This is a genomic window from Pseudomonas sp. P1_C12 (genome assembly GCF_056406435.1).
In genome coordinates, this window is the sequence record NZ_JBFUAE010000009.1 from 58,965 (window position 1) to 76,163 (window position 17,199).

Here is a 17,199-nt window from a genome sequence, read left to right on the forward strand (position 1 = left end):
ATTTATGTTCGAAAACCTACTGGAAAATCTGGGGCTCTCTGCCTTCAGCCTCAAGGGCTTCGGTCCGCTGCTGATGCAAGGCACCTGGATGACGATCAAATTGTCGGCGTTGTCGTTGTTGGTAGCCGTGTTGCTCGGACTGCTCGGCGCCAGTGCCAAGTTGTCCAAAGTCAAACTGATGCGCGTGCCTGCCCAGCTCTACACCACACTCATTCGCGGCGTTCCGGACCTGGTCCTGATGCTGCTGATTTTCTACAGCCTGCAAACATGGCTGACCTCGCTTACCGATTACATGGAATGGGAATACATCGAGATCAACCCGTTCAGCGCCGGGGTAATAACCCTGGGCTTCATCTACGGTGCGTATTTCACCGAAACCTTCCGTGGCGCGATTCTCGCCGTCCCACGGGGTCAGGTCGAAGCGGCCACCGCCTATGGCCTCAAGCGCGGCCAGCGTTTCTGGATCGTGGTGTTCCCACAGATGATGCGTTATGCCCTGCCAGGTATCGGTAACAACTGGATGGTGATGCTCAAGGCCACCGCTCTGGTGTCGATCATCGGCCTCGCCGATCTGGTCAAGGCTGCCCAGGACGCCGGCAAAAGCAGCTATCAGCTGTTTTACTTCCTGGTACTTGCCGCGCTGATCTACCTGGTGATCACCAGCGCGTCCAACTTCATTCTGCGCTGGCTTGAACGTCGTTACTCCGCCGGTACCCGGGAGGCCGTACGATGATCGAACTCCTGCAGGAATACTGGAAACCCTTCCTTTACAGCGACGGCAACAACATCACCGGTCTGGCCATGACCATGTGGTTGCTCAGCGCATCGATATTCTTCGGTTTCATCGTCTCGATTCCGCTGTCTATCGCCCGGGTTTCACCGCGCCTCTACATTCGCTGGCCGGTGCAGTTCTACACCTACCTGTTTCGCGGAACGCCGCTCTATATCCAGCTGCTGATCTGCTACACCGGGATCTACAGCCTGGCCGCCGTACGCGCGCAGCCGCTGCTCGACAGCTTCTTCCGCGATGCGATGAACTGCACCATCCTGGCCTTCGCCCTGAACACCTGCGCCTACACCACGGAGATCTTCGCCGGAGCCATTCGCAGCATGAACCACGGCGAAGTCGAGGCCGCCAAGGCTTACGGACTGACTGGCTGGAGGCTGTATGCCTACGTGATCATGCCGTCGGCCTTGCGTCGCTCGTTGCCTTACTACAGCAACGAAGTGATTCTGATGCTGCACTCGACCACCGTGGCCTTCACCGCGACTATCCCGGACATCCTGAAAGTCGCACGGGACGCCAACTCGGCGACCTTCCTGACCTTCCAGTCGTTCGGCATCGCCGCGCTGATCTACCTGACCGTCACTTTTGCGCTGGTCGGCCTGTTCCGCCTTGCCGAACGCCGATGGCTGGCCTTCCTCGGGCCGACCCACTAGCACTCAACCTGCTTCAGGAAACAACAGATGCGCCACCAGAAACATGACCTGCTGGCCCCGCTGCCGGGCACCGCGCGACAGATCCACAGTTTTCACTTCGGCCCACAACCGGCCAACAGCAAGATCTACATCCAGGCCTCCCTGCACGCCGACGAAATGCCCGGCATGCTGGTGGCCTGGCACCTCAAGCAACGCCTGGCGGAGCTCGAAGCCGCCGGTCGCCTGCGCAGCGAAATCGTGCTGGTGCCCATCGCCAACCCGGTGGGCCTGGAACAGGTGCTGATGGATGTGCCGCTGGGCCGCTACGAGCTGGAAAGCGGCCAGAACTTCAACCGCTGGTTCGTCGACCTCAGTGAGGAAGTCGGCAACGCGATAGAGGGCAAGCTCAGTGACGATCCGCAGCACAACCTGCAACTGATCCGCAGCAGCCTGTGCGATGCGCTGGCCCGGCAGACCGCCAACACCCAATTGCAATCCCAGCGCCTGACCCTGCAACGGCTGGCCTGCGACGCCGACATGGTGCTCGATCTGCATTGCGATTTCGAAGCGGTCGCTCACCTCTACACCACGCCGGATGCCTGGCCACTGGTCGAGCCGCTGGCCCGTTATATCGGCGCCGAAGCCAGCCTGCTGGCAACCGATTCCGGCGGTCAGTCGTTCGACGAATGCTTCACCCTGCTCTGGTGGCAGTTGAAGGAGCGCTTCGGCGAGCACTTCGACATTGCGCCGGGCAGTTTTTCGGTGACCGTCGAACTGCGCGGTCAGGGCGACGTCAATCACCCGCTGGCGAGCCTCGATTGCCAGGCACTGATCGATTACCTGATCCATTTCGGCGCGATCGCCGGCGAACCCGCGCCCCTGCCCGACCTGCCCTATCCGGCGACACCGCTGGCCGGTGTAGAACCGGTGGCCACGCCCGTCGGCGGCCTGCTGGTGTTCACCGCGCGGCCCGGCCAGTACCTGGAAGCCGGGCAACTGATCGCCGAGATCATTGATCCGGTCAACGATCGCGTCACTCCCGTTCACTGCTCCGCCGCCGGGCTGATGTACGCCCGTTCGCTGCGTCGCATGGCCACTGCCGGCATGGTGATCGCCCACGTCGCGGGCACCGAAGCCTATCGCAGCGGCTATCTACTTTCGCCTTGAGGATGCACGCCCCATGTACAAATTGACCATCGAAGGCCTGCATAAAAGCTATGGCGACCATGAAGTCCTCAAAGGTGTTTCGCTCAAGGCCAGGACCGGCGACGTCATCAGCCTGATCGGCGCCAGCGGCTCGGGTAAAAGTACCTTTCTGCGCTGCATCAACTTTCTGGAACAACCCAACGACGGCGCCATGAGCCTCGACGGGCAGAACATCCGCATGATCAAGGATCGTCACGGCATGCACGTGGCCGATGCCGATGAACTGCAGCGGATTCGCACCCGCCTGGCCATGGTGTTCCAGCACTTCAACCTGTGGAGCCACATGACGGTGCTGGAAAACATCACCATGGCCCCGCGCCGGGTGCTGGGGTGTGACAGGAAAGAAGCCGAGGACCGCGCCCGGCGCTACCTCGACAAGGTGGGGCTGGCCTCCCGTGTGGCGGACCAATACCCGGCATTCCTGTCCGGCGGTCAGCAACAGCGGGTAGCGATTGCCCGCGCACTGGCCATGGAGCCGGAAGTCATGCTGTTCGACGAACCGACCTCGGCGCTGGACCCGGAACTGGTGGGTGAAGTGCTGAAGGTGATCCAGGGCCTGGCCGAAGAAGGCCGGACCATGATCATGGTGACCCACGAAATGAGCTTCGCCCGCAAAGTGTCGAGCCAGGTGCTGTTTCTGCACCAGGGCCTGGTTGAGGAAGAAGGCGCGCCGGAAGACGTACTGGGCACTCCGAAAAGCGAGCGGTTGAAGCAGTTCCTCAGCGGCAACCTTAAGTAACGGCTACAGACATTCCTGTAGGAGCGAGCCTGCTCGCGCCTACATTTGATTGGTAGTGTCCGGGTAATCAGGCAACAGGCGCAGGCGGTGGCTCATCCGGCAGGGTCGGCTCGCCCGGCTCGTTAGGCTGTTCATTCGGGGTATCAGGATCAGGCTGGCCGGGGATCCCCCCTGCCATGCTGACGGGCGGATGAGCCAACAACGACCAGGCCAGAACACCCACCTGATTGGGTTCAAGCCTTGCCAGTTCGGCACTGATTCGCGGATCGATCTTCATTCGGCACTCCTGAGCGATGGCCCGACCCGCCTTGCGCGGGTCGGAACAGTACACCCCATAGAGTGTACGCCCGCTCAGGAATTCCCGACATTTGTCAGACGGCTGACTCAGGTGCGAGGCAGGGTCACGCCACGCTGGCCCTGATACTTGCCGCCACGGTCCTTGTAGGACACTTCACATTCTTCGTCAGACTCAAGGAACAGCATCTGCGCCACGCCTTCGTTCGCGTAGATTTTCGCCGGCAGATTGGTGGTGTTGGAGAACTCCAGGGTCACGTGACCTTCCCACTCAGGCTCGAGCGGCGTGACGTTGACGATGATGCCGCAGCGCGCGTAGGTGCTTTTACCCAGGCAAATGGTCAATACATTGCGCGGAATGCGGAAGTATTCGACGGTGCTGGCCAGGGCGAACGAGTTCGGCGGAATGATGCACACGTCGCTGTGGATGTCGACGAAGCTGCCGGCATCGAAGTTCTTCGGGTCGACGATGGCCGAATTGATGTTGGTGAACACCTTGAAATGATTGGTGCAACGCACATCGTAGCCGTAGCTCGACACGCCATAGGAGATCACACGGCTATCGTCGCTGCCGCGCATCTGGCGCTCGACGAAAGGCTCGATCATGCCGTGTTCCTGCGCCATGCGGCGAATCCACTTGTCCGATTTGATGCTCATGGCGGTTGTCCTGAATAGCGAGGTCGAAAAATTCTGTCCGGCATCTTACCGGGCGCGCCGCCGGGTTCAAAGTCCGCGGTGCAATTCTCGCCGAACAGGCAGGAATTGCCTGCGCTGGCGACGAACCGTCACACCGCCGATCCTTAAATCAGAGAAACCTTCGCAAGAAGCATTGGCACGTTCAGGAAAAAGGGTTAAGGTGGCGTCACTGTGCTGCTTGTGTCACTGAGAATCTCTACACGATATGTTGAATTTCGATCCAACCATCTACAAGAATTTTTCCTGCTCTTTGCACTCAGTCTCGGCCAGGGTTCTTCCTGAGTCGCAGTTATCTTTGTTCAAGGAGTTACACCATGTCTAATCGCCAAACCGGTACCGTTAAGTGGTTCAACGATGAAAAAGGCTTCGGCTTCATCACTCCACAATCCGGTGACGACCTGTTCGTTCACTTCAAAGCTATCCAGTCCGACGGCTTCAAAAGCCTGAAAGAAGGCCAACAGGTTTCTTTCATCGCTACCCGCGGTCAGAAAGGCATGCAAGCTGAAGAAGTTCAAGTTATCTAACTTGTACTTGCTTTAGTAAAAAGCCCCGCCCTCAACAGCGGGGCTTTTTTGTGCCTGTGTGTTTTTCACAGGTAAAAAGATCGCAGCCTGCGGCAGCTCCTACAGGGTGAACATAACTCCCCTGTAGGAGCTGCCGCAGGCTGCGATCTTTTAGCGTCTTACCAAGTCACGCCAAATCCTGCGGTGTAGCGTGTCTTGTCCAGATCCGCATCGTCGGTGCCGCTGATGATGTCCCGCTCCGCCTTCAGGTTCAGCGAAGCCCAGTCAGTCACCTTGTAGCGCAACCCCATCTCGGCATCGAGTGCGTAGTCGGCCACATCCGACAGCGGCTTGCCGACCTCACCATTGGTGAAGAACTCGACGCGTTTGCCGATCAGGTAGCGGTTGTAGTCCCATTTCATGGCCAGGGCGTAGAAATTGACCTTGCTGCCATCGGAGAACTCATAGTCCGTGCGGTTGACCAGCGAGCCCAGGGAGAACGCCCCGAGCTCGTCATCCCAGAACTGATAGCCGGGACCGGTACCGACGGTGCGCTGACGGGAAAGGTCTTCGACCTTGTCGCGCTTGTACACCAGGCGCCCCTGCCAGAACCATTGGTCGGTCAGGAATCGGTCGATGGAGTACTCGGCCCGCCAGTTGTCCGTGGTCACCACGTCGTCCTGGAACTCACGGTTGTATTCACCTTCGGCGGTGTGCCGCCAGCGACCGTGTCGCGCACTGGTCTTGAAATCGATGTCGTAGTCATCGGTGTCGTTTTCCGCCCGCTGGTAATCCAGCGCGATATCGACGTTGCCTTTCCACACCAGATCCTCAACCACCGGTTTTGGCTTGAGAATCTGCTGAATGCTCGCCAATTCGACCGTCTTCGGTGCGTCGCCATTGGCCAGCGTCACCTTGCCGGCGTCCGCCGCTTTCAGCGACTTCGCTTTCTCGCCACTGTAGGCATCCTGCTTGACCAGCAACTCCTGATCGCTGTCCAGGGTCTTGACCTGTTTCCAGTCGATCGTCACCGCTCCCGCGTACTCGGTCTGGATCAGCAGCTTGCCGCCATCGAACAGCGTGATCTTGCCGCTCAGCTTGTCACCGTTCTTCAACCACACGGTATCGGCTAACAAAGGAGAAGAAGCACCAAGGACGGCGAGACATAGCAGGGATCTGGACAACATAAGCAAAATACGGACTCGGACTTGCGAGTAAAGTCGGCATTATCCGTAGGAATGATGTCCTGACAAGGACTGACCCGACTATTTCTGTTGAGTCCATTTCTCAACTATCCGTACAGGAATTACTCTAAAGACGGTAAAGCAAACTTCTTCAGGACTGACGGACGTGACCGATCCAACCGATGAACCCGAGAGTGCAGCGCAAATCCGACGCACGGCGCTGTATCTGACACTGGCGCAAGTTCCCGAGGGCAAAGTCATCAGCTACGGTCAATTGGCCGAGCTTGCAGGACTGGGTCGCGCCGCCCGCTGGGTCGGCCGCACCCTCAACCAATTGCCGAGCGACAGCAAATTACCCTGGCATCGCGTTCTGGGTGCAAACGGGCGTATCAGCCTGCCGGTCGGCAGCCCTTCGGGCGATGAGCAGCGCGCACGATTACGCATGGAGGGCATCAGTATCCTGAATAATCGTGTTGATATTCAGCGCCATGGCTGGCGTCCGGTAGAGCACAGCGGTTAGAGTGCGCGCTTTGTTTCCGTATTTCTTGAGGCAGACTCCAGCCCATGCCCCGTAAAACCTGGCGCGCCGCGCTCGCCGCTTATGCCAGCCCTTCGACACTCGTGCTGTTGCTGCTTGGTTTCGCCGCCGGCCTGCCCTACATGCTGGTGTTTTCGACGCTTTCAGTCTGGCTGCGTGAGGCTGGCGTGGCGCGTGAAACCATTGGCTATGCAAGCCTGATTGGCCTGGCGTATGCCTTCAAATGGGTCTGGTCACCGTTGCTCGACCAATGGCGACTGCCATTGCTTGGCAAACTCGGTCGACGACGATCCTGGCTCGTGCTGTCCCAGGCACTGGTCATCCTTGGCCTGATCGGGATGGGTTTCTGCGACCCGCAAAAACATTTGTCCTGGCTGATCGCCATTGCCGTGGTCGTCGCTTTCGCATCAGCGACGCAGGATATTGCGGTAGACGCCTATCGCCTGGAAATCGCCGAAGACAATCGTCAGGCCGCTCTGGCCGCCAGCTACATGTCCGGCTACCGGGTCGCCGCGCTGCTGGCGACTGCAGGCGCGCTGTACTTCGCCGAAGGCTTTGGCTCCACCGGCTTCAACTACAAGCATTCGGCCTGGGCCGGCACTTACATTCTGTTCGGGGTGCTGATGGTCCCGGTACTGCTGACTTCCATGTTCATGCGTGAACCACCCGTGCCGTTGCGCACGCAACTGCAGGCCGGACGCTACAGCTTCGTGCATCAACTGGCCTCGGTGTTCGTGCTGATCATATTGCTGGTGTCCGTGCCGGCCATGTTCACCCAGCTCTACTACACCGACTTCGCCAGCGTACTGTTCGAAGGCGTGAGCGTGCTCGACCTGCTGCTCGAAGACCGCGCGCTCCTGCGGGCCATCCTCTATATCACGCTCACTGCCCTGTGCCTCTCGGCCATGGGCCGTCGCGGCCTGGCACCGGTGCTCACGCCAGTCAACGACTTCATCCTGCGATACCGCTGGCAAGCGCTGCTGCTACTCGGCTTGATCGCCACCTATCGGATGTCCGATACGGTCATGGGCGTGATGGCCAACGTGTTCTACATCGACCAGGGCTTCACCAAGGACCAGATCGCCAGCGTCAGCAAAATCTTCGGCCTGATCATGACCCTGGTGGGTGCCGGCATGGGCGGCCTGCTGATCGTGCGTTTCGGCATCCTGCCGATCCTGTTCATCGGTGGCGTCGCATCCGCGGCGACCAACATCCTGTTCCTGATGCTCGCCGACATGGGCCCCAACCTGAACATGCTGGTGCTGACCATCTCCCTGGACAACTTCAGTTCAGGCCTGGCGACTTCGGCGTTCGTCGCCTACCTGTCGAGCCTGACCAACCTCAAGTTCTCCGCCACCCAATACGCCCTGCTCAGCTCGATCATGCTGTTGCTGCCGCGCCTGATCGGTGGCTACTCCGGGGTCATGGTGGAAAAATTCGGTTACCACGACTTCTTCCTGATCACCGCCCTGCTGGGCGTCCCGACCCTGCTGTTGATCGCCTTGCACTGGTTCCAGGAGAACCGCCGCGCAGGTCCGACACCGACACCGGAACCGGTGCAGACCCCGGTCGCTGAAGAATCGTAGGCTCATTACGCAGGAAGAATCGCGGAGGGCCGTGTGAATCACGCCCTCCTGCCACACCACCGACCGCACGCCTGTACGCCAGCGGATCTCGCCCGTACAATGCTCCGTCATTTCTCGTCATCAGCAATCGATAACGGCCAACCATGCGCACCAGTCAATTTTTGCTCGCCACACAAAAAGAAACGCCTTCCGACGCGGTCGTGATCAGCCACCAGCTGATGCTGCGCGCTGGCATGATCCGCAAACTCGCCTCGGGCCTGTACACCTGGCTGCCGATGGGCTTGCGGGTAATGCGCAAGGTCGAAGCCGTCGTTCGCGAAGAAATGAACGCCGCCGGCTCTCTCGAAGTGTTGATGCCGAGCACGCAACCGGCTGAGCTGTGGCAGGAATCCGGGCGCTGGGAAGAGTACGGCCCTGAATTGCTGCGCTTCAAGGATCGCCACGGTCGCGACTTCTGCGCAGGTCCCACCCACGAAGAAGTCATCACCGATCTGATGCGCAACGAATTGAGCAGCTACAAGCAGTTGCCAATCAACCTGTACCAGATCCAGACCAAATTCCGTGACGAAATCCGCCCACGCTTCGGCTTGATGCGTGGCCGCGAATTCATCATGAAGGACGCCTACTCGTTCCACGCCGACCAGCCTTCGCTGCAGGTCACCTACGACCGCATGCACCAGGCTTACTGCAACGTGTTCACCCGTCTGGGCCTGAGGTTCCGCCCTGTTGAAGCCGACAACGGCTCCATCGGCGGCGCCGGTTCCCACGAGTTCCACGTTCTGGCCGAATCGGGCGAAGACGACATCGTCTTCAGTAACGGTTCCGACTACGCGGCGAACATCGAGAAAGCCGAGGCCGTGCCACGGGAAACCTCGCGCGCCGCTCCGAGCGAAGAACTGCGTCTGGTCGACACGCCGAATGCCAAGACCATTGCGCAACTGGTCGAAGGCTTCAACCTGCCGATCGAGAAAACCATCAAGACCCTCGTGGTGCACGCTGAAGAGAAAGGCAAGCTGATTGCCCTGATCATCCGTGGCGACCATGAGCTGAACGAAATCAAGGCGGCCAACCAGCCAGGCGTTGCCAGCCCGCTGGTCATGGCCTCGGAAAGCGAACTACGCGACGCCATTGGCGCCGGTGCCGGTTCCCTGGGTCCGTTGAACCTGCCGCTGCCGATCATCATCGACCGTTCGGTCGAACTGATGAGCGACTTCGGCATCGGCGCCAACATCGACGACAAACACTACTTCGGCGTGAACTGGGAGCGCGACCTGCCTGTTCCGACCGTTGCCGACCTGCGCAACGTTGTGGCCGGCGACCCGAGCCCGGACGGCAAAGGCACCCTGGAGATCAAGCGCGGCATCGAAGTCGGGCACATCTTCCAGCTGGGCAACAAGTACAGCAAAGCGATGAAGTGCGAAGTGCTGGGCGAGAACGGCAAGCCGGTCACCCTGGAAATGGGTTGCTACGGTATCGGCGTGTCCCGCGTGGTGGCGGCTGCCATTGAGCAGAACAACGACGAAAACGGGATCATCTGGAGCGACACCCTCGCGCCGTTCCAGATTGCCCTGGTGCCACTGCGCTACGAAACCGAACAGGTTCGCGAAGCCACCGACAAGCTGTACGCGCAACTCACCGCTGCCGGCTTCGAAGTGCTGCTGGACGACCGCGACAAGAAAACCAGCCCGGGCATCAAGTTCGCGGACATGGAGCTGATCGGCATTCCACACCGGATCGTGGTCAGCGACCGCGGCCTGGCCGAAGGCAACCTGGAATACAAGAGCCGTACCGAGGCCGACGCCCAAGCGCTGCCGGTCGACGACGTACTGTCCTTCCTTCAGGCTCGCATCCGCCGCTGATACCAGATATAGAGGCGTCATGTTCAAGCGAAACACCTTAGGCCTCGGTGGTGCCGCCTTGTGCGGCACCCTGCTGGTCAGTGGCTGTGCCAACCACATGTCACAACGCAGCGAGCAAGAGGAACGGGTCGAGCGCAAATTGCTCGATCACAGCCTGCAGATCGATGTCGGTGAGCCCAAGGTGCTTGAGCTGCCGCAACGGCGGGTGAAAATTCACGAGCAGAAGACTTTCGAAGTCACCGAGTACGAAGTCACGCGTCACTACGACCGCTATACGCCGTACCAACCCTGGCGGGAGATTTACGAAATCCCGCTGGGCGCGGTGGCCGTGGTGGCGGGTGTCGGTGCCAACGTGGTCAATGTGTTCGCCCTCGGCAATCTGCCGGACAGCGTGACCAAGGATTGGCTGAGCTACGGTTTCGCCGGGCTCAACCCGTTCATGAACGTGCAGTCCCACGGTCGCGCGCAGCAGAACCTGGCCGGCATTGATGAAGTCCAGCGCGACAAGCGTACGGAATACTCAAGCCTGCCCTGGAGCGAGCGCCCGGTCGAGGTCAAGGCCGGCAAGGAAACCTTCGAGCTGACCACCGACAAAAACGGCGTGTTACGCCTGAATCTGCTGGACAACCCGTTCGCCGAACATGACATCAACCATCTGAGCCGCTTGCTGATCCGCGTTGAGGATGCCCAGGGCAACGTGCACAACGACTCCACACTGGTCATCAGCAGCAACTTGCGCAGCAAGCTCTATGAGGCCCACGGGTTGATTTATGACGATCTCGAAGGTGACGAAGTCAGCCAATGGGTCCACCGGGTCAAACGCCTGTCGGAGCTGGGTCTTGAAGAGGAAGCCAGTGAGCTGGAACAGAGCCTGATCGAACTGACGCGCAATGATCCTGAATTGCAGAGCGAGTTCCTGAAGTCGCTGGCCCGCAATGGCGAGCGACTGGTGGCGAATCCGGGGCTGAACTAAACCCCAAAAAAGATCGCAGCCTGCGGCAGCTCCTACAACAGATCGCGTTCTTCTGTAGGAGCTGCCGCAGGCTGCGATCTTTTGTGTTTCAGAATTTACCGCTCAAACAACTCCATCTGCTCGAACCCGCCCCGCAAGTCCTCCAGCCGCACGCCGACGCCCAACAACCGCACCGGTTTACCGCCGCGATTGAAAGCCTGGGTCAACATCAACTGATAACTCCCCAGATCCCGCCCTGCCCCGGCCTGCTCCAATGTAGTCTGGGTGAAGTCGTGGAACTTCACTTTGACGAATGGCTTGCCCGGACGATAGCTGCTGTCAATTCGCGCCATGCGGCCAACCAGGGTCTCCAGCAGCTCGGGCAATTTATCCAGGCAACTCTTCAGATCTGGCAGATCGACGTCATAGGTATTTTCAACACTGATCGACTGACGGCGACTGTCGTTATGTACCACGCGGTCATCGATCCCACGGGCCAGGCTCCAGAGTCGCTCGCCAAAGCTGCCGAATTCACGCACCAGCGCCAACTTGCCCCACTCGCGCAATTGCAGGCAATCGGTAATCCCCAGCTTGCCGAGTTTGTCGGCGGTGACTTTTCCGACCCCGTGCAATTTGCTCACTGGCAAGCCACTGACAAAATCCTCGACCTGGTCCGGAGTGATGACGAACAGGCCATTGGGCTTTTTCCAGTCACTGGCGATCTTGGCCAGAAACTTGTTCGGCGCCACACCCGCCGACACGGTGATATGCAACTGGTTGGAGACCCGGCGCCGGATGTCCTGGGCGATGCGCGTTGCGCTACCACCGAAATGCGCACTGTCCGACACATCGAGGTACGCCTCATCGAGCGAGAGCGGCTCGATGATCTCGGTGTAATCGCGAAAGATCGTGTGGATTTCCCTGGACGCTTCTCTATAGGCGTCCATGCGTGGCTTGACGATGGTCAGGTCCGGGCACAGCTTCAAGGCATGCCCGGAGGACATCGCCGAACGCACCCCGTACGCTCGCGCCTCATAATTGCAGGTGGCGATCACCCCGCGCCGGTCCGCCGCCCCACCTACCGCCAGTGGTTTACCGGCGAGGCGTGGGTCGTCGCGCATTTCGATGGCTGCATAGAAGCAGTCACAATCGACGTGGATGATCTTGCGTTGAGTCATAGCAAAGCCGTGTTCATGGCAAAGAAAAGGCGTCATGGCATGCCGGACAAACAGTATCTCACTGACACCTGTATATAGCACCAGTAGTCTGAATGTTCTTTTCCAATCGTAGGAAGATTCGATTGTGAATTTATTTTCTCAATCGAAAAATTACTTTCAATAGACGCGCAGGCCTTGCCCTGCCTGCCTCACAGACCGATCGACCTCCCCTTTTGAACGCTAACCGATTGAACGGGAAGAGATTTTATCGGAGTTTGAGGTTGACACCCGAGCGCTTCTCTATAGAATGAGCCACACAGACGCGGGATGGAGCAGTCTGGTAGCTCGTCGGGCTCATAACCCGAAGGTCGTCGGTTCAAATCCGGCTCCCGCAACCAAACATCAAAAAAGGCTACTCGAAAGAGTGGCCTTTTTTGTGCGCGCTCGTTTTGTAGCGCCGAACGCCGAAACAAGGCCTGGATACTCAATGACACCGAAACCGGAAATCGTTCTGATTCCGAAACTTAGGCCATCGCCGCGACCGTTTGCCGCGATTCAACGTTTATTTGACCTGATTCAGGATTAACGGTTGACACCCCGGCGTATCTCTATAGAATGCCGCCACACAGACGCGGGATGGAGCAGTCTGGTAGCTCGTCGGGCTCATAACCCGAAGGTCGTCGGTTCAAATCCGGCTCCCGCAACCAAACATCAAAAAAGGCTACTCGAAAGAGTGGCCTTTTTTGTATCTGTTGAAAAAGTCCTTTCGCAACAATGACCTGTCACTGTGAAGCAAGCCGTTTGGGGGGCACCCATGCGCCGGGTTCAGACTATGCTCTATTGCAGGCTGAAGCCTTCACGACTGATGACGCGCCGTCCCCGTTGCCCGGTGATAGGCGTTAATATTTGTGATTATTTTTTTCTGCAGGGATTGGTAACTTGGCTGGATACCCCCATCCTGTCGCGCACAATCCAAGAGGTGATTGATGCGCGCCAACTCGTCTGATTCACAAGACACTGTCACAGCGACACAACCGATCAAGGCTGAGCGCCTGCGCCTGCTCGATCGATTAAGCAAATACCGTCAACCCATTGGCCTGGCGGTCACCCTGCTGTTGTTCGCGATCGCGCTGATTGCCTGTCGCCATCTGTTGAGCGAACTCGACCTTTACGCGCTGCACGATTCGATCCTCGAAGTTCCAAAACCTGCCTTGATGGGCGCACTGGCCGCAACGGTGGCGGGTTTCATCATTCTGCTCGGCTACGAATGGTCGGCCAGCCGCTATGCCGGGGTGAGCCTGGCACCGCGCACGTTGGCGCTAGGCGGTTTCACGGCCTTTGCCATCGGCAACGCCATCGGTCTTTCAATGCTGTCGGGCGGTTCGGTTCGCTATCGCCTCTATGCCCGTCATGGCCTGGGAGCGGCTGAAGTCGCCCACATGACGCTGTTCGCCAGCCTCTCGCTGGGTTGCGCCCTGCCGCCGCTGGCCGCCCTGGCGACGCTCAGCGACCTGCCAGCGGCATCCACCGCCCTGGGTCTCTCCGAGACGTTGCTGGGCGTGGTGGCGAGCGCCGTGCTCGTACTGTTTTCGGTGCTGGCCATTGGTATCTACCGTCGTCGGCTGCCGGAACAGCCTTACCCGGACAACCTGCTGGTCAAGGTCGGCCGCCGCACCTTGCGTCTGCCCGGGCGTCGCCTGACGTTCCTGCAATTGGTCATCACTGCCCTGGACGTAGCGGCGGCCGCGACCGTGCTCTATCTGCTGCTGCCAGAAGCACCGCCCTTCGGTGCCTTCCTCTTGGTTTACCTGCTGGCGCTGGCTGCAGGCGTGCTCAGCCATGTGCCGGGCGGTGTCGGGGTGTTCGAAGCCATTTTGCTGGCGGCGTTTTCCGACACCCTCGGTGCTGCGCCACTGGCGGCCGCCCTGCTGCTCTATCGCTTGATCTACGTGGTCCTGCCCTTGCTGGTGGCCTGCCTGCTGTTGCTGATCAACGAAGGTCAGCGCCTGTTCCAGACACGCCAGACGTTGCGCGCGGCCTCAGGCCTGGCGGCTCCGATACTGGCGGTGCTGGTATTCCTGTCCGGTGTTGTCCTGCTCTTTTCCGGCGCCACCCCGGAAATCGACACCCGCCTGGAACACATCGGGTTTCTGATCCCCCATCGACTGGTCGATGCTTCGCACTTTGGTGCCAGCCTGGTCGGCGTTCTTTGCCTGTTGCTGGCCCAGGGGCTGCGTCGCCGGCTGTCGGCTGCGTGGATGCTGACCACCATTCTGTTGCTGGTCGGCGCCCTGCTCTCACTGCTCAAAGGCTTCGACTGGGAGGAAGCCAGCCTGATGGTGCTGACGGCGAGCCTGCTCGGGGTATTCCGCCGCTCGTTCTATCGCCCCAGCCGCCTGACCGAAGTACCGTTCTCGCCGCTGTACCTGGTGGCCAGCCTGTGCGTGCTCGGCGCGTCGATCTGGTTGCTGCTGTTCGCCTACCAGGATGTACCGTACAGCCACCAGCTCTGGTGGCAGTTCACTCTGGACGCCGATGCCCCCCGCGGCCTGCGTTCGCTGCTCGGGGCTGCCGTGCTGTTGGTGGTGGTGTCGCTGACCTGGCTGCTGCGCACCGCGCGTCCGGTCATTCACCTGCCGACGCCCGACGAACTGGAGCGCGCCAGCAAGATCCTCATGGCATCGGCCCAACCGGATGGCGGCCTGGCCCTGACCGGTGACAAGGCGCTGCTGTTTCACCCCAACGACGAGGCGTTCCTGATGTACGCCCGCCGTGGCCGCAGCCTGGTGGCGTTGTATGACCCGATCGGCCCGGGCCAGCAACGGGCGGAAATGATCTGGCAGTTCCGCGATCTGTGCGACATCCACCATGCCCGTCCCGTGTTCTATCAAGTGCGCGCAGAGAACCTGCCGTACTACATGGACATCGGCCTGACCGCGATCAAGCTCGGCGAAGAAGCCCGGGTCGACCTCAAGCGTTTTGATCTCGAAGCCAAGGGCAAAGAGATGAAAGACCTGCGCTACACCTGGAACCGAGGCACCCGTGACGGCCTGTCCCTGGAAATCCATGAGCCGGGCCACGCGCCGATGGATGAGCTCAAGGTGATTTCCGACGCTTGGCTGACCGGCAAGAACGTCCGGGAGAAAGGCTTTTCGCTGGGCCGCTTCAGCGATGACTACCTCAAGTATTTCCGCATCGCGGTGATACGCTTCGAAGGACGCCCGGTGGCGTTCGCCAACCTGCTCGAGACCTACGGCCATGACCTGGCCAGCCTCGACCTGATGCGCGCGCACCCGGATGCCCCGAAGCTGACCATGGAGTTCATGATGGTCGGCCTGATTCAACATTATAAAAACCATGGGTACGCGCGTTTCAGCCTGGGCATGGTGCCGTTGTCGGGGTTGCAACCCCGTCGCGGCGCGCCATTGACCCAGCGCCTGGGCTCGATGGTATTCCGCCGTGGTGAGCAGCTGTACAACTTCCAGGGCTTGCGCCGCTTCAAAGACAAGTTCCAGCCTGATTGGGAACCCCGTTATATGGCCGTGCCCGCCGGACTCGATCCGCTGGTTGCGCTGGCCGACACTGCTGCCCTGATCGCGGGTGGCTTGACCGGATTGGTGAAACGCTGATGATTCAACGCTCCTTGCGGTATGTATTGGGCACACTGGTGATTGTGGCCCTGGTTCTCGGTGGCGGTTACTGGTACCTGAAACGCCCGGCACCGGAACCGACCCTCGAATTGCTGACCCCGGCCGATGGTGCGGCGATGACCCGTGTCATCCCCGGTACCACGCCACGCGCCCAGGTACTGGTGGCCGTCAACGAAGACCAGAAACTCAGCGACAAGCAATTGATGACCCTCAGCCGCAGTGGCGCGGCGCAGATTGTCCAGGTGATCCTGCCCAAGGACTGCCTGCTGCAAAGCCGAGCCCTGCAATCGGGCCTGAGAGAACTGAAAGGCCCGGCGACCCTGGTCAGCGGCATCGGCCCGGGCGCCGTGCTGGCCTGGCGCTGGTTGTCCGAGCAGAAGAACGACAAGGCCCAGGCCGTCTCGGTGGACCTGGCCCTGGAAAAGCCCGGCTGCACGCACCTGCTACCGAAAAGCGCGGCCCACGGCCACTGGCTGGTGGCATGGAACGACAACCCGGACGACACCAGCGCCGGCTTCGTGCGCGACCAGGTCAATGCCGAAACCAGCATCAGCGACTACGACATCAACCTGCCACAAGTGCTGAACAACGAGTTGCGCAAGATCCTCGTCGGTGGTGACAAGGCCGCTGGCGGCCTGCAGATCCCGGTGGTCGAAGTGCCGGCGGGCCAGGCCAGGGACACCGTGACTCTGTTCCTGTCCGGTGACGGCGGCTGGCGCGATCTCGACCGCGACGTGGCGGGCGAGATGGCCAAGATCGGCTACCCGGTGGTTGGTATCGACACCCTGCGCTACTACTGGCAGCACAAGAGCCCGGAGCAAAGCGCGCTGGACCTGGCCGAACTGATGCAACACTACCGGCAGAAATGGGGCACCAAGCGCTTCATCCTGACCGGTTACTCGTTCGGCGCCGATGTCCTGCCAGCGATCTACAACCGTCTGGCCGAGTCGGAGCAGCAGCGCGTCGACGCGATCATCCTGCTGGCCTTCGCCCGTACCGGCAGCTTCGAGATCGAAGTCGAAGGCTGGCTCGGCAACGCCGGCAAGGAAGCCGCCACCGGCCCGGAAATGGCCAAGCTGCCAGCCGCCAAAGTGGTGTGCATCTACGGTGAAGAAGAAACCGACGAAAGCGGCTGCACCGACAAGACTGCGGTGGGCGAAGCCATCAAGCTGCCTGGCGGCCATCACTTCGACGAGAACTACCCGGCGCTGGCCAAGCGTCTGGTGGATGTGATCGAGAAACGTCAGGCGAAGGAAGCCGAAGCGACCGCTCAGGAGTGATCCGGACCCGCTGAACAAGAGCCCCCGCTACTTCACGGTAGCGGGGGCTTTTTCATTCTCGAGTGCGCCACCCAACCTGTAGGAGCGGGCTTGCCCGCGAAGACGTCGGTATATTCAACATTTGTCTCACAGACAT

The 17,199-nt window shown here is 60.1% G+C and carries 15 protein-coding genes and 2 tRNA genes; 13 read left to right on the forward strand and 4 right to left on the reverse strand.

Going from position 1 to position 17,199, the window contains the following annotated elements; all coding sequences use genetic code 11:
* Nucleotides 1-4 precede the first annotated feature (4 nt).
* Genes AC1D19_RS17030 through AC1D19_RS17045 form a run of 4 tightly spaced genes read left to right on the forward strand, consistent with a single transcriptional unit; the run spans nt 5 to nt 3,364 of the window.
* Nucleotides 5-733 (forward strand): ABC transporter permease, encoded by a 729-nt coding sequence (locus AC1D19_RS17030; protein ID WP_477759807.1) that lies wholly within the window; start codon nt 5-7, stop codon nt 731-733.
* Nucleotides 730-1,440: an ABC transporter permease gene (locus AC1D19_RS17035; RefSeq protein ID WP_477752980.1), complete on the forward strand. Its 711-nt coding sequence runs from the start codon at nt 730-732 to the stop codon at nt 1,438-1,440. Before AC1D19_RS17030 ends, AC1D19_RS17035 begins: the two co-directional genes overlap by 4 nt.
* Before the next feature lie 27 nt (nt 1,441-1,467).
* The gene (locus AC1D19_RS17040; RefSeq protein ID WP_477763859.1) at nt 1,468-2,586 is read left to right on the forward strand and encodes a succinylglutamate desuccinylase/aspartoacylase family protein; all 1,119 of its coding nucleotides are present in this window, start codon (nt 1,468-1,470) and stop codon (nt 2,584-2,586) included.
* Nucleotides 2,587-2,599: 13 nt separating this feature from the next.
* The gene (locus AC1D19_RS17045; RefSeq protein ID WP_477763860.1) at nt 2,600-3,364 is read left to right on the forward strand and encodes an ABC transporter ATP-binding protein; all 765 of its coding nucleotides are present in this window, start codon (nt 2,600-2,602) and stop codon (nt 3,362-3,364) included.
* A gap of 67 nt (nt 3,365-3,431) precedes the next feature.
* Here AC1D19_RS17045 and AC1D19_RS17050 read toward each other — a convergent pair whose 3' ends face one another.
* Together AC1D19_RS17050 and dcd are read right to left on the reverse strand one after the other, a co-directional pair.
* Complete coding sequence (locus AC1D19_RS17050) at nt 3,432-3,641, reverse strand: hypothetical protein (RefSeq protein ID WP_033047523.1); 210 nt, start codon at nt 3,639-3,641, stop codon at nt 3,432-3,434.
* 107 nt (nt 3,642-3,748) lie between these two features.
* Nucleotides 3,749-4,315: a dCTP deaminase gene (dcd, locus tag AC1D19_RS17055; protein WP_007940589.1), complete on the reverse strand. Its 567-nt coding sequence runs from the start codon at nt 4,313-4,315 to the stop codon at nt 3,749-3,751.
* A gap of 353 nt (nt 4,316-4,668) precedes the next feature.
* Here dcd and AC1D19_RS17060 point away from each other — a divergent pair, with 353 nt between their 5' ends.
* A complete protein-coding gene (locus AC1D19_RS17060) occupies nt 4,669-4,878 on the forward strand; it encodes a cold-shock protein (protein WP_002554837.1) in 210 nt (69 codons plus the stop codon).
* Nucleotides 4,879-5,036: 158 nt separating this feature from the next.
* Here AC1D19_RS17060 and AC1D19_RS17065 read toward each other — a convergent pair whose 3' ends face one another.
* A complete protein-coding gene (locus tag AC1D19_RS17065; protein ID WP_477763861.1) occupies nt 5,037-6,044 on the reverse strand; it encodes a DUF481 domain-containing protein in 1,008 nt (335 codons plus the stop codon).
* Nucleotides 6,045-6,207: 163 nt separating this feature from the next.
* Between AC1D19_RS17065 and AC1D19_RS17070 the strand changes: the two genes are divergently transcribed.
* The 4 genes from AC1D19_RS17070 to AC1D19_RS17085 all read left to right on the forward strand — a co-directional run bounded on the left by AC1D19_RS17070 (nt 6,208) and on the right by AC1D19_RS17085 (nt 10,997).
* Nucleotides 6,208-6,561 (forward strand): MGMT family protein, encoded by a 354-nt coding sequence (locus tag AC1D19_RS17070; protein ID WP_477763862.1) that lies wholly within the window; start codon nt 6,208-6,210, stop codon nt 6,559-6,561.
* 44 nt (nt 6,562-6,605) lie between these two features.
* Nucleotides 6,606-8,165: an AmpG family muropeptide MFS transporter gene (locus tag AC1D19_RS17075; protein ID WP_477763863.1), complete on the forward strand. Its 1,560-nt coding sequence runs from the start codon at nt 6,606-6,608 to the stop codon at nt 8,163-8,165.
* A gap of 143 nt (nt 8,166-8,308) precedes the next feature.
* Nucleotides 8,309-10,024, forward strand: a complete 1,716-nt coding sequence (locus AC1D19_RS17080; RefSeq protein WP_414873933.1) for a proline--tRNA ligase — start codon at nt 8,309-8,311, stop codon at nt 10,022-10,024.
* Nucleotides 10,025-10,043: 19 nt separating this feature from the next.
* Nucleotides 10,044-10,997, forward strand: coding sequence for a hypothetical protein (locus AC1D19_RS17085; protein WP_477763864.1), 954 nt, complete (start codon nt 10,044-10,046; stop codon nt 10,995-10,997).
* A 95-nt stretch (nt 10,998-11,092) separates the two neighbouring features.
* Here AC1D19_RS17085 and dinB read toward each other — a convergent pair whose 3' ends face one another.
* On the reverse strand, nt 11,093-12,154 hold the full coding sequence (gene dinB / locus AC1D19_RS17090) for a DNA polymerase IV (RefSeq protein WP_477763865.1): 1,062 nt from the start codon (nt 12,152-12,154) through the stop codon (nt 11,093-11,095).
* 300 nt (nt 12,155-12,454) lie between these two features.
* Here dinB and AC1D19_RS17095 point away from each other — a divergent pair.
* The 4 genes from AC1D19_RS17095 (at nt 12,455) to AC1D19_RS17110 (ending at nt 17,063) form a co-directional block, all read left to right on the forward strand.
* A tRNA-Met gene (locus tag AC1D19_RS17095) sits at nt 12,455-12,531 on the forward strand.
* Between the two features lie 232 nt (nt 12,532-12,763).
* Nucleotides 12,764-12,840, forward strand: a tRNA-Met gene (locus AC1D19_RS17100).
* A 279-nt stretch (nt 12,841-13,119) separates the two neighbouring features.
* On the forward strand, nt 13,120-15,762 hold the full coding sequence (gene mprF / locus AC1D19_RS17105; RefSeq protein WP_477759810.1) for a bifunctional lysylphosphatidylglycerol flippase/synthetase MprF: 2,643 nt from the start codon (nt 13,120-13,122) through the stop codon (nt 15,760-15,762).
* On the forward strand, nt 15,762-17,063 hold the full coding sequence (locus AC1D19_RS17110; protein WP_477763866.1) for a virulence factor family protein: 1,302 nt from the start codon (nt 15,762-15,764) through the stop codon (nt 17,061-17,063). The genes mprF and AC1D19_RS17110 overlap by 1 nt, the downstream gene beginning before the upstream one ends.
* Nucleotides 17,064-17,199: the final 136 nt, after the last annotated feature.

Bases quoted from the DNA above. Each gene is read 5' to 3' on its own strand.
- AC1D19_RS17110 (WP_477763866.1), top strand. From the start codon at position 15,762: ATGATTCAACGCTCCTTGCGGTATGTATTGGGCACACTGGTGATTGTG.
- mprF (WP_477759810.1), top strand. From the start codon at position 13,120: ATGCGCGCCAACTCGTCTGATTCACAAGACACTGTCACAGCGACACAA.
- dcd (WP_007940589.1), bottom strand. From the start codon at position 4,315: ATGAGCATCAAATCGGACAAGTGGATTCGCCGCATGGCGCAGGAACAC.
- AC1D19_RS17040 (WP_477763859.1), top strand. From the start codon at position 1,468: ATGCGCCACCAGAAACATGACCTGCTGGCCCCGCTGCCGGGCACCGCG.
- AC1D19_RS17030 (WP_477759807.1), top strand. From the start codon at position 5: ATGTTCGAAAACCTACTGGAAAATCTGGGGCTCTCTGCCTTCAGCCTC.
- AC1D19_RS17050 (WP_033047523.1), bottom strand. From the start codon at position 3,641: ATGAAGATCGATCCGCGAATCAGTGCCGAACTGGCAAGGCTTGAACCC.
- AC1D19_RS17075 (WP_477763863.1), top strand. From the start codon at position 6,606: ATGCCCCGTAAAACCTGGCGCGCCGCGCTCGCCGCTTATGCCAGCCCT.
- AC1D19_RS17060 (WP_002554837.1), top strand. From the start codon at position 4,669: ATGTCTAATCGCCAAACCGGTACCGTTAAGTGGTTCAACGATGAAAAA.
- dinB (WP_477763865.1), bottom strand. From the start codon at position 12,154: ATGACTCAACGCAAGATCATCCACGTCGATTGTGACTGCTTCTATGCA.
- AC1D19_RS17045 (WP_477763860.1), top strand. From the start codon at position 2,600: ATGTACAAATTGACCATCGAAGGCCTGCATAAAAGCTATGGCGACCAT.
- AC1D19_RS17085 (WP_477763864.1), top strand. From the start codon at position 10,044: ATGTTCAAGCGAAACACCTTAGGCCTCGGTGGTGCCGCCTTGTGCGGC.
- AC1D19_RS17080 (WP_414873933.1), top strand. From the start codon at position 8,309: ATGCGCACCAGTCAATTTTTGCTCGCCACACAAAAAGAAACGCCTTCC.
- AC1D19_RS17065 (WP_477763861.1), bottom strand. From the start codon at position 6,044: ATGTTGTCCAGATCCCTGCTATGTCTCGCCGTCCTTGGTGCTTCTTCT.
- AC1D19_RS17035 (WP_477752980.1), top strand. From the start codon at position 730: ATGATCGAACTCCTGCAGGAATACTGGAAACCCTTCCTTTACAGCGAC.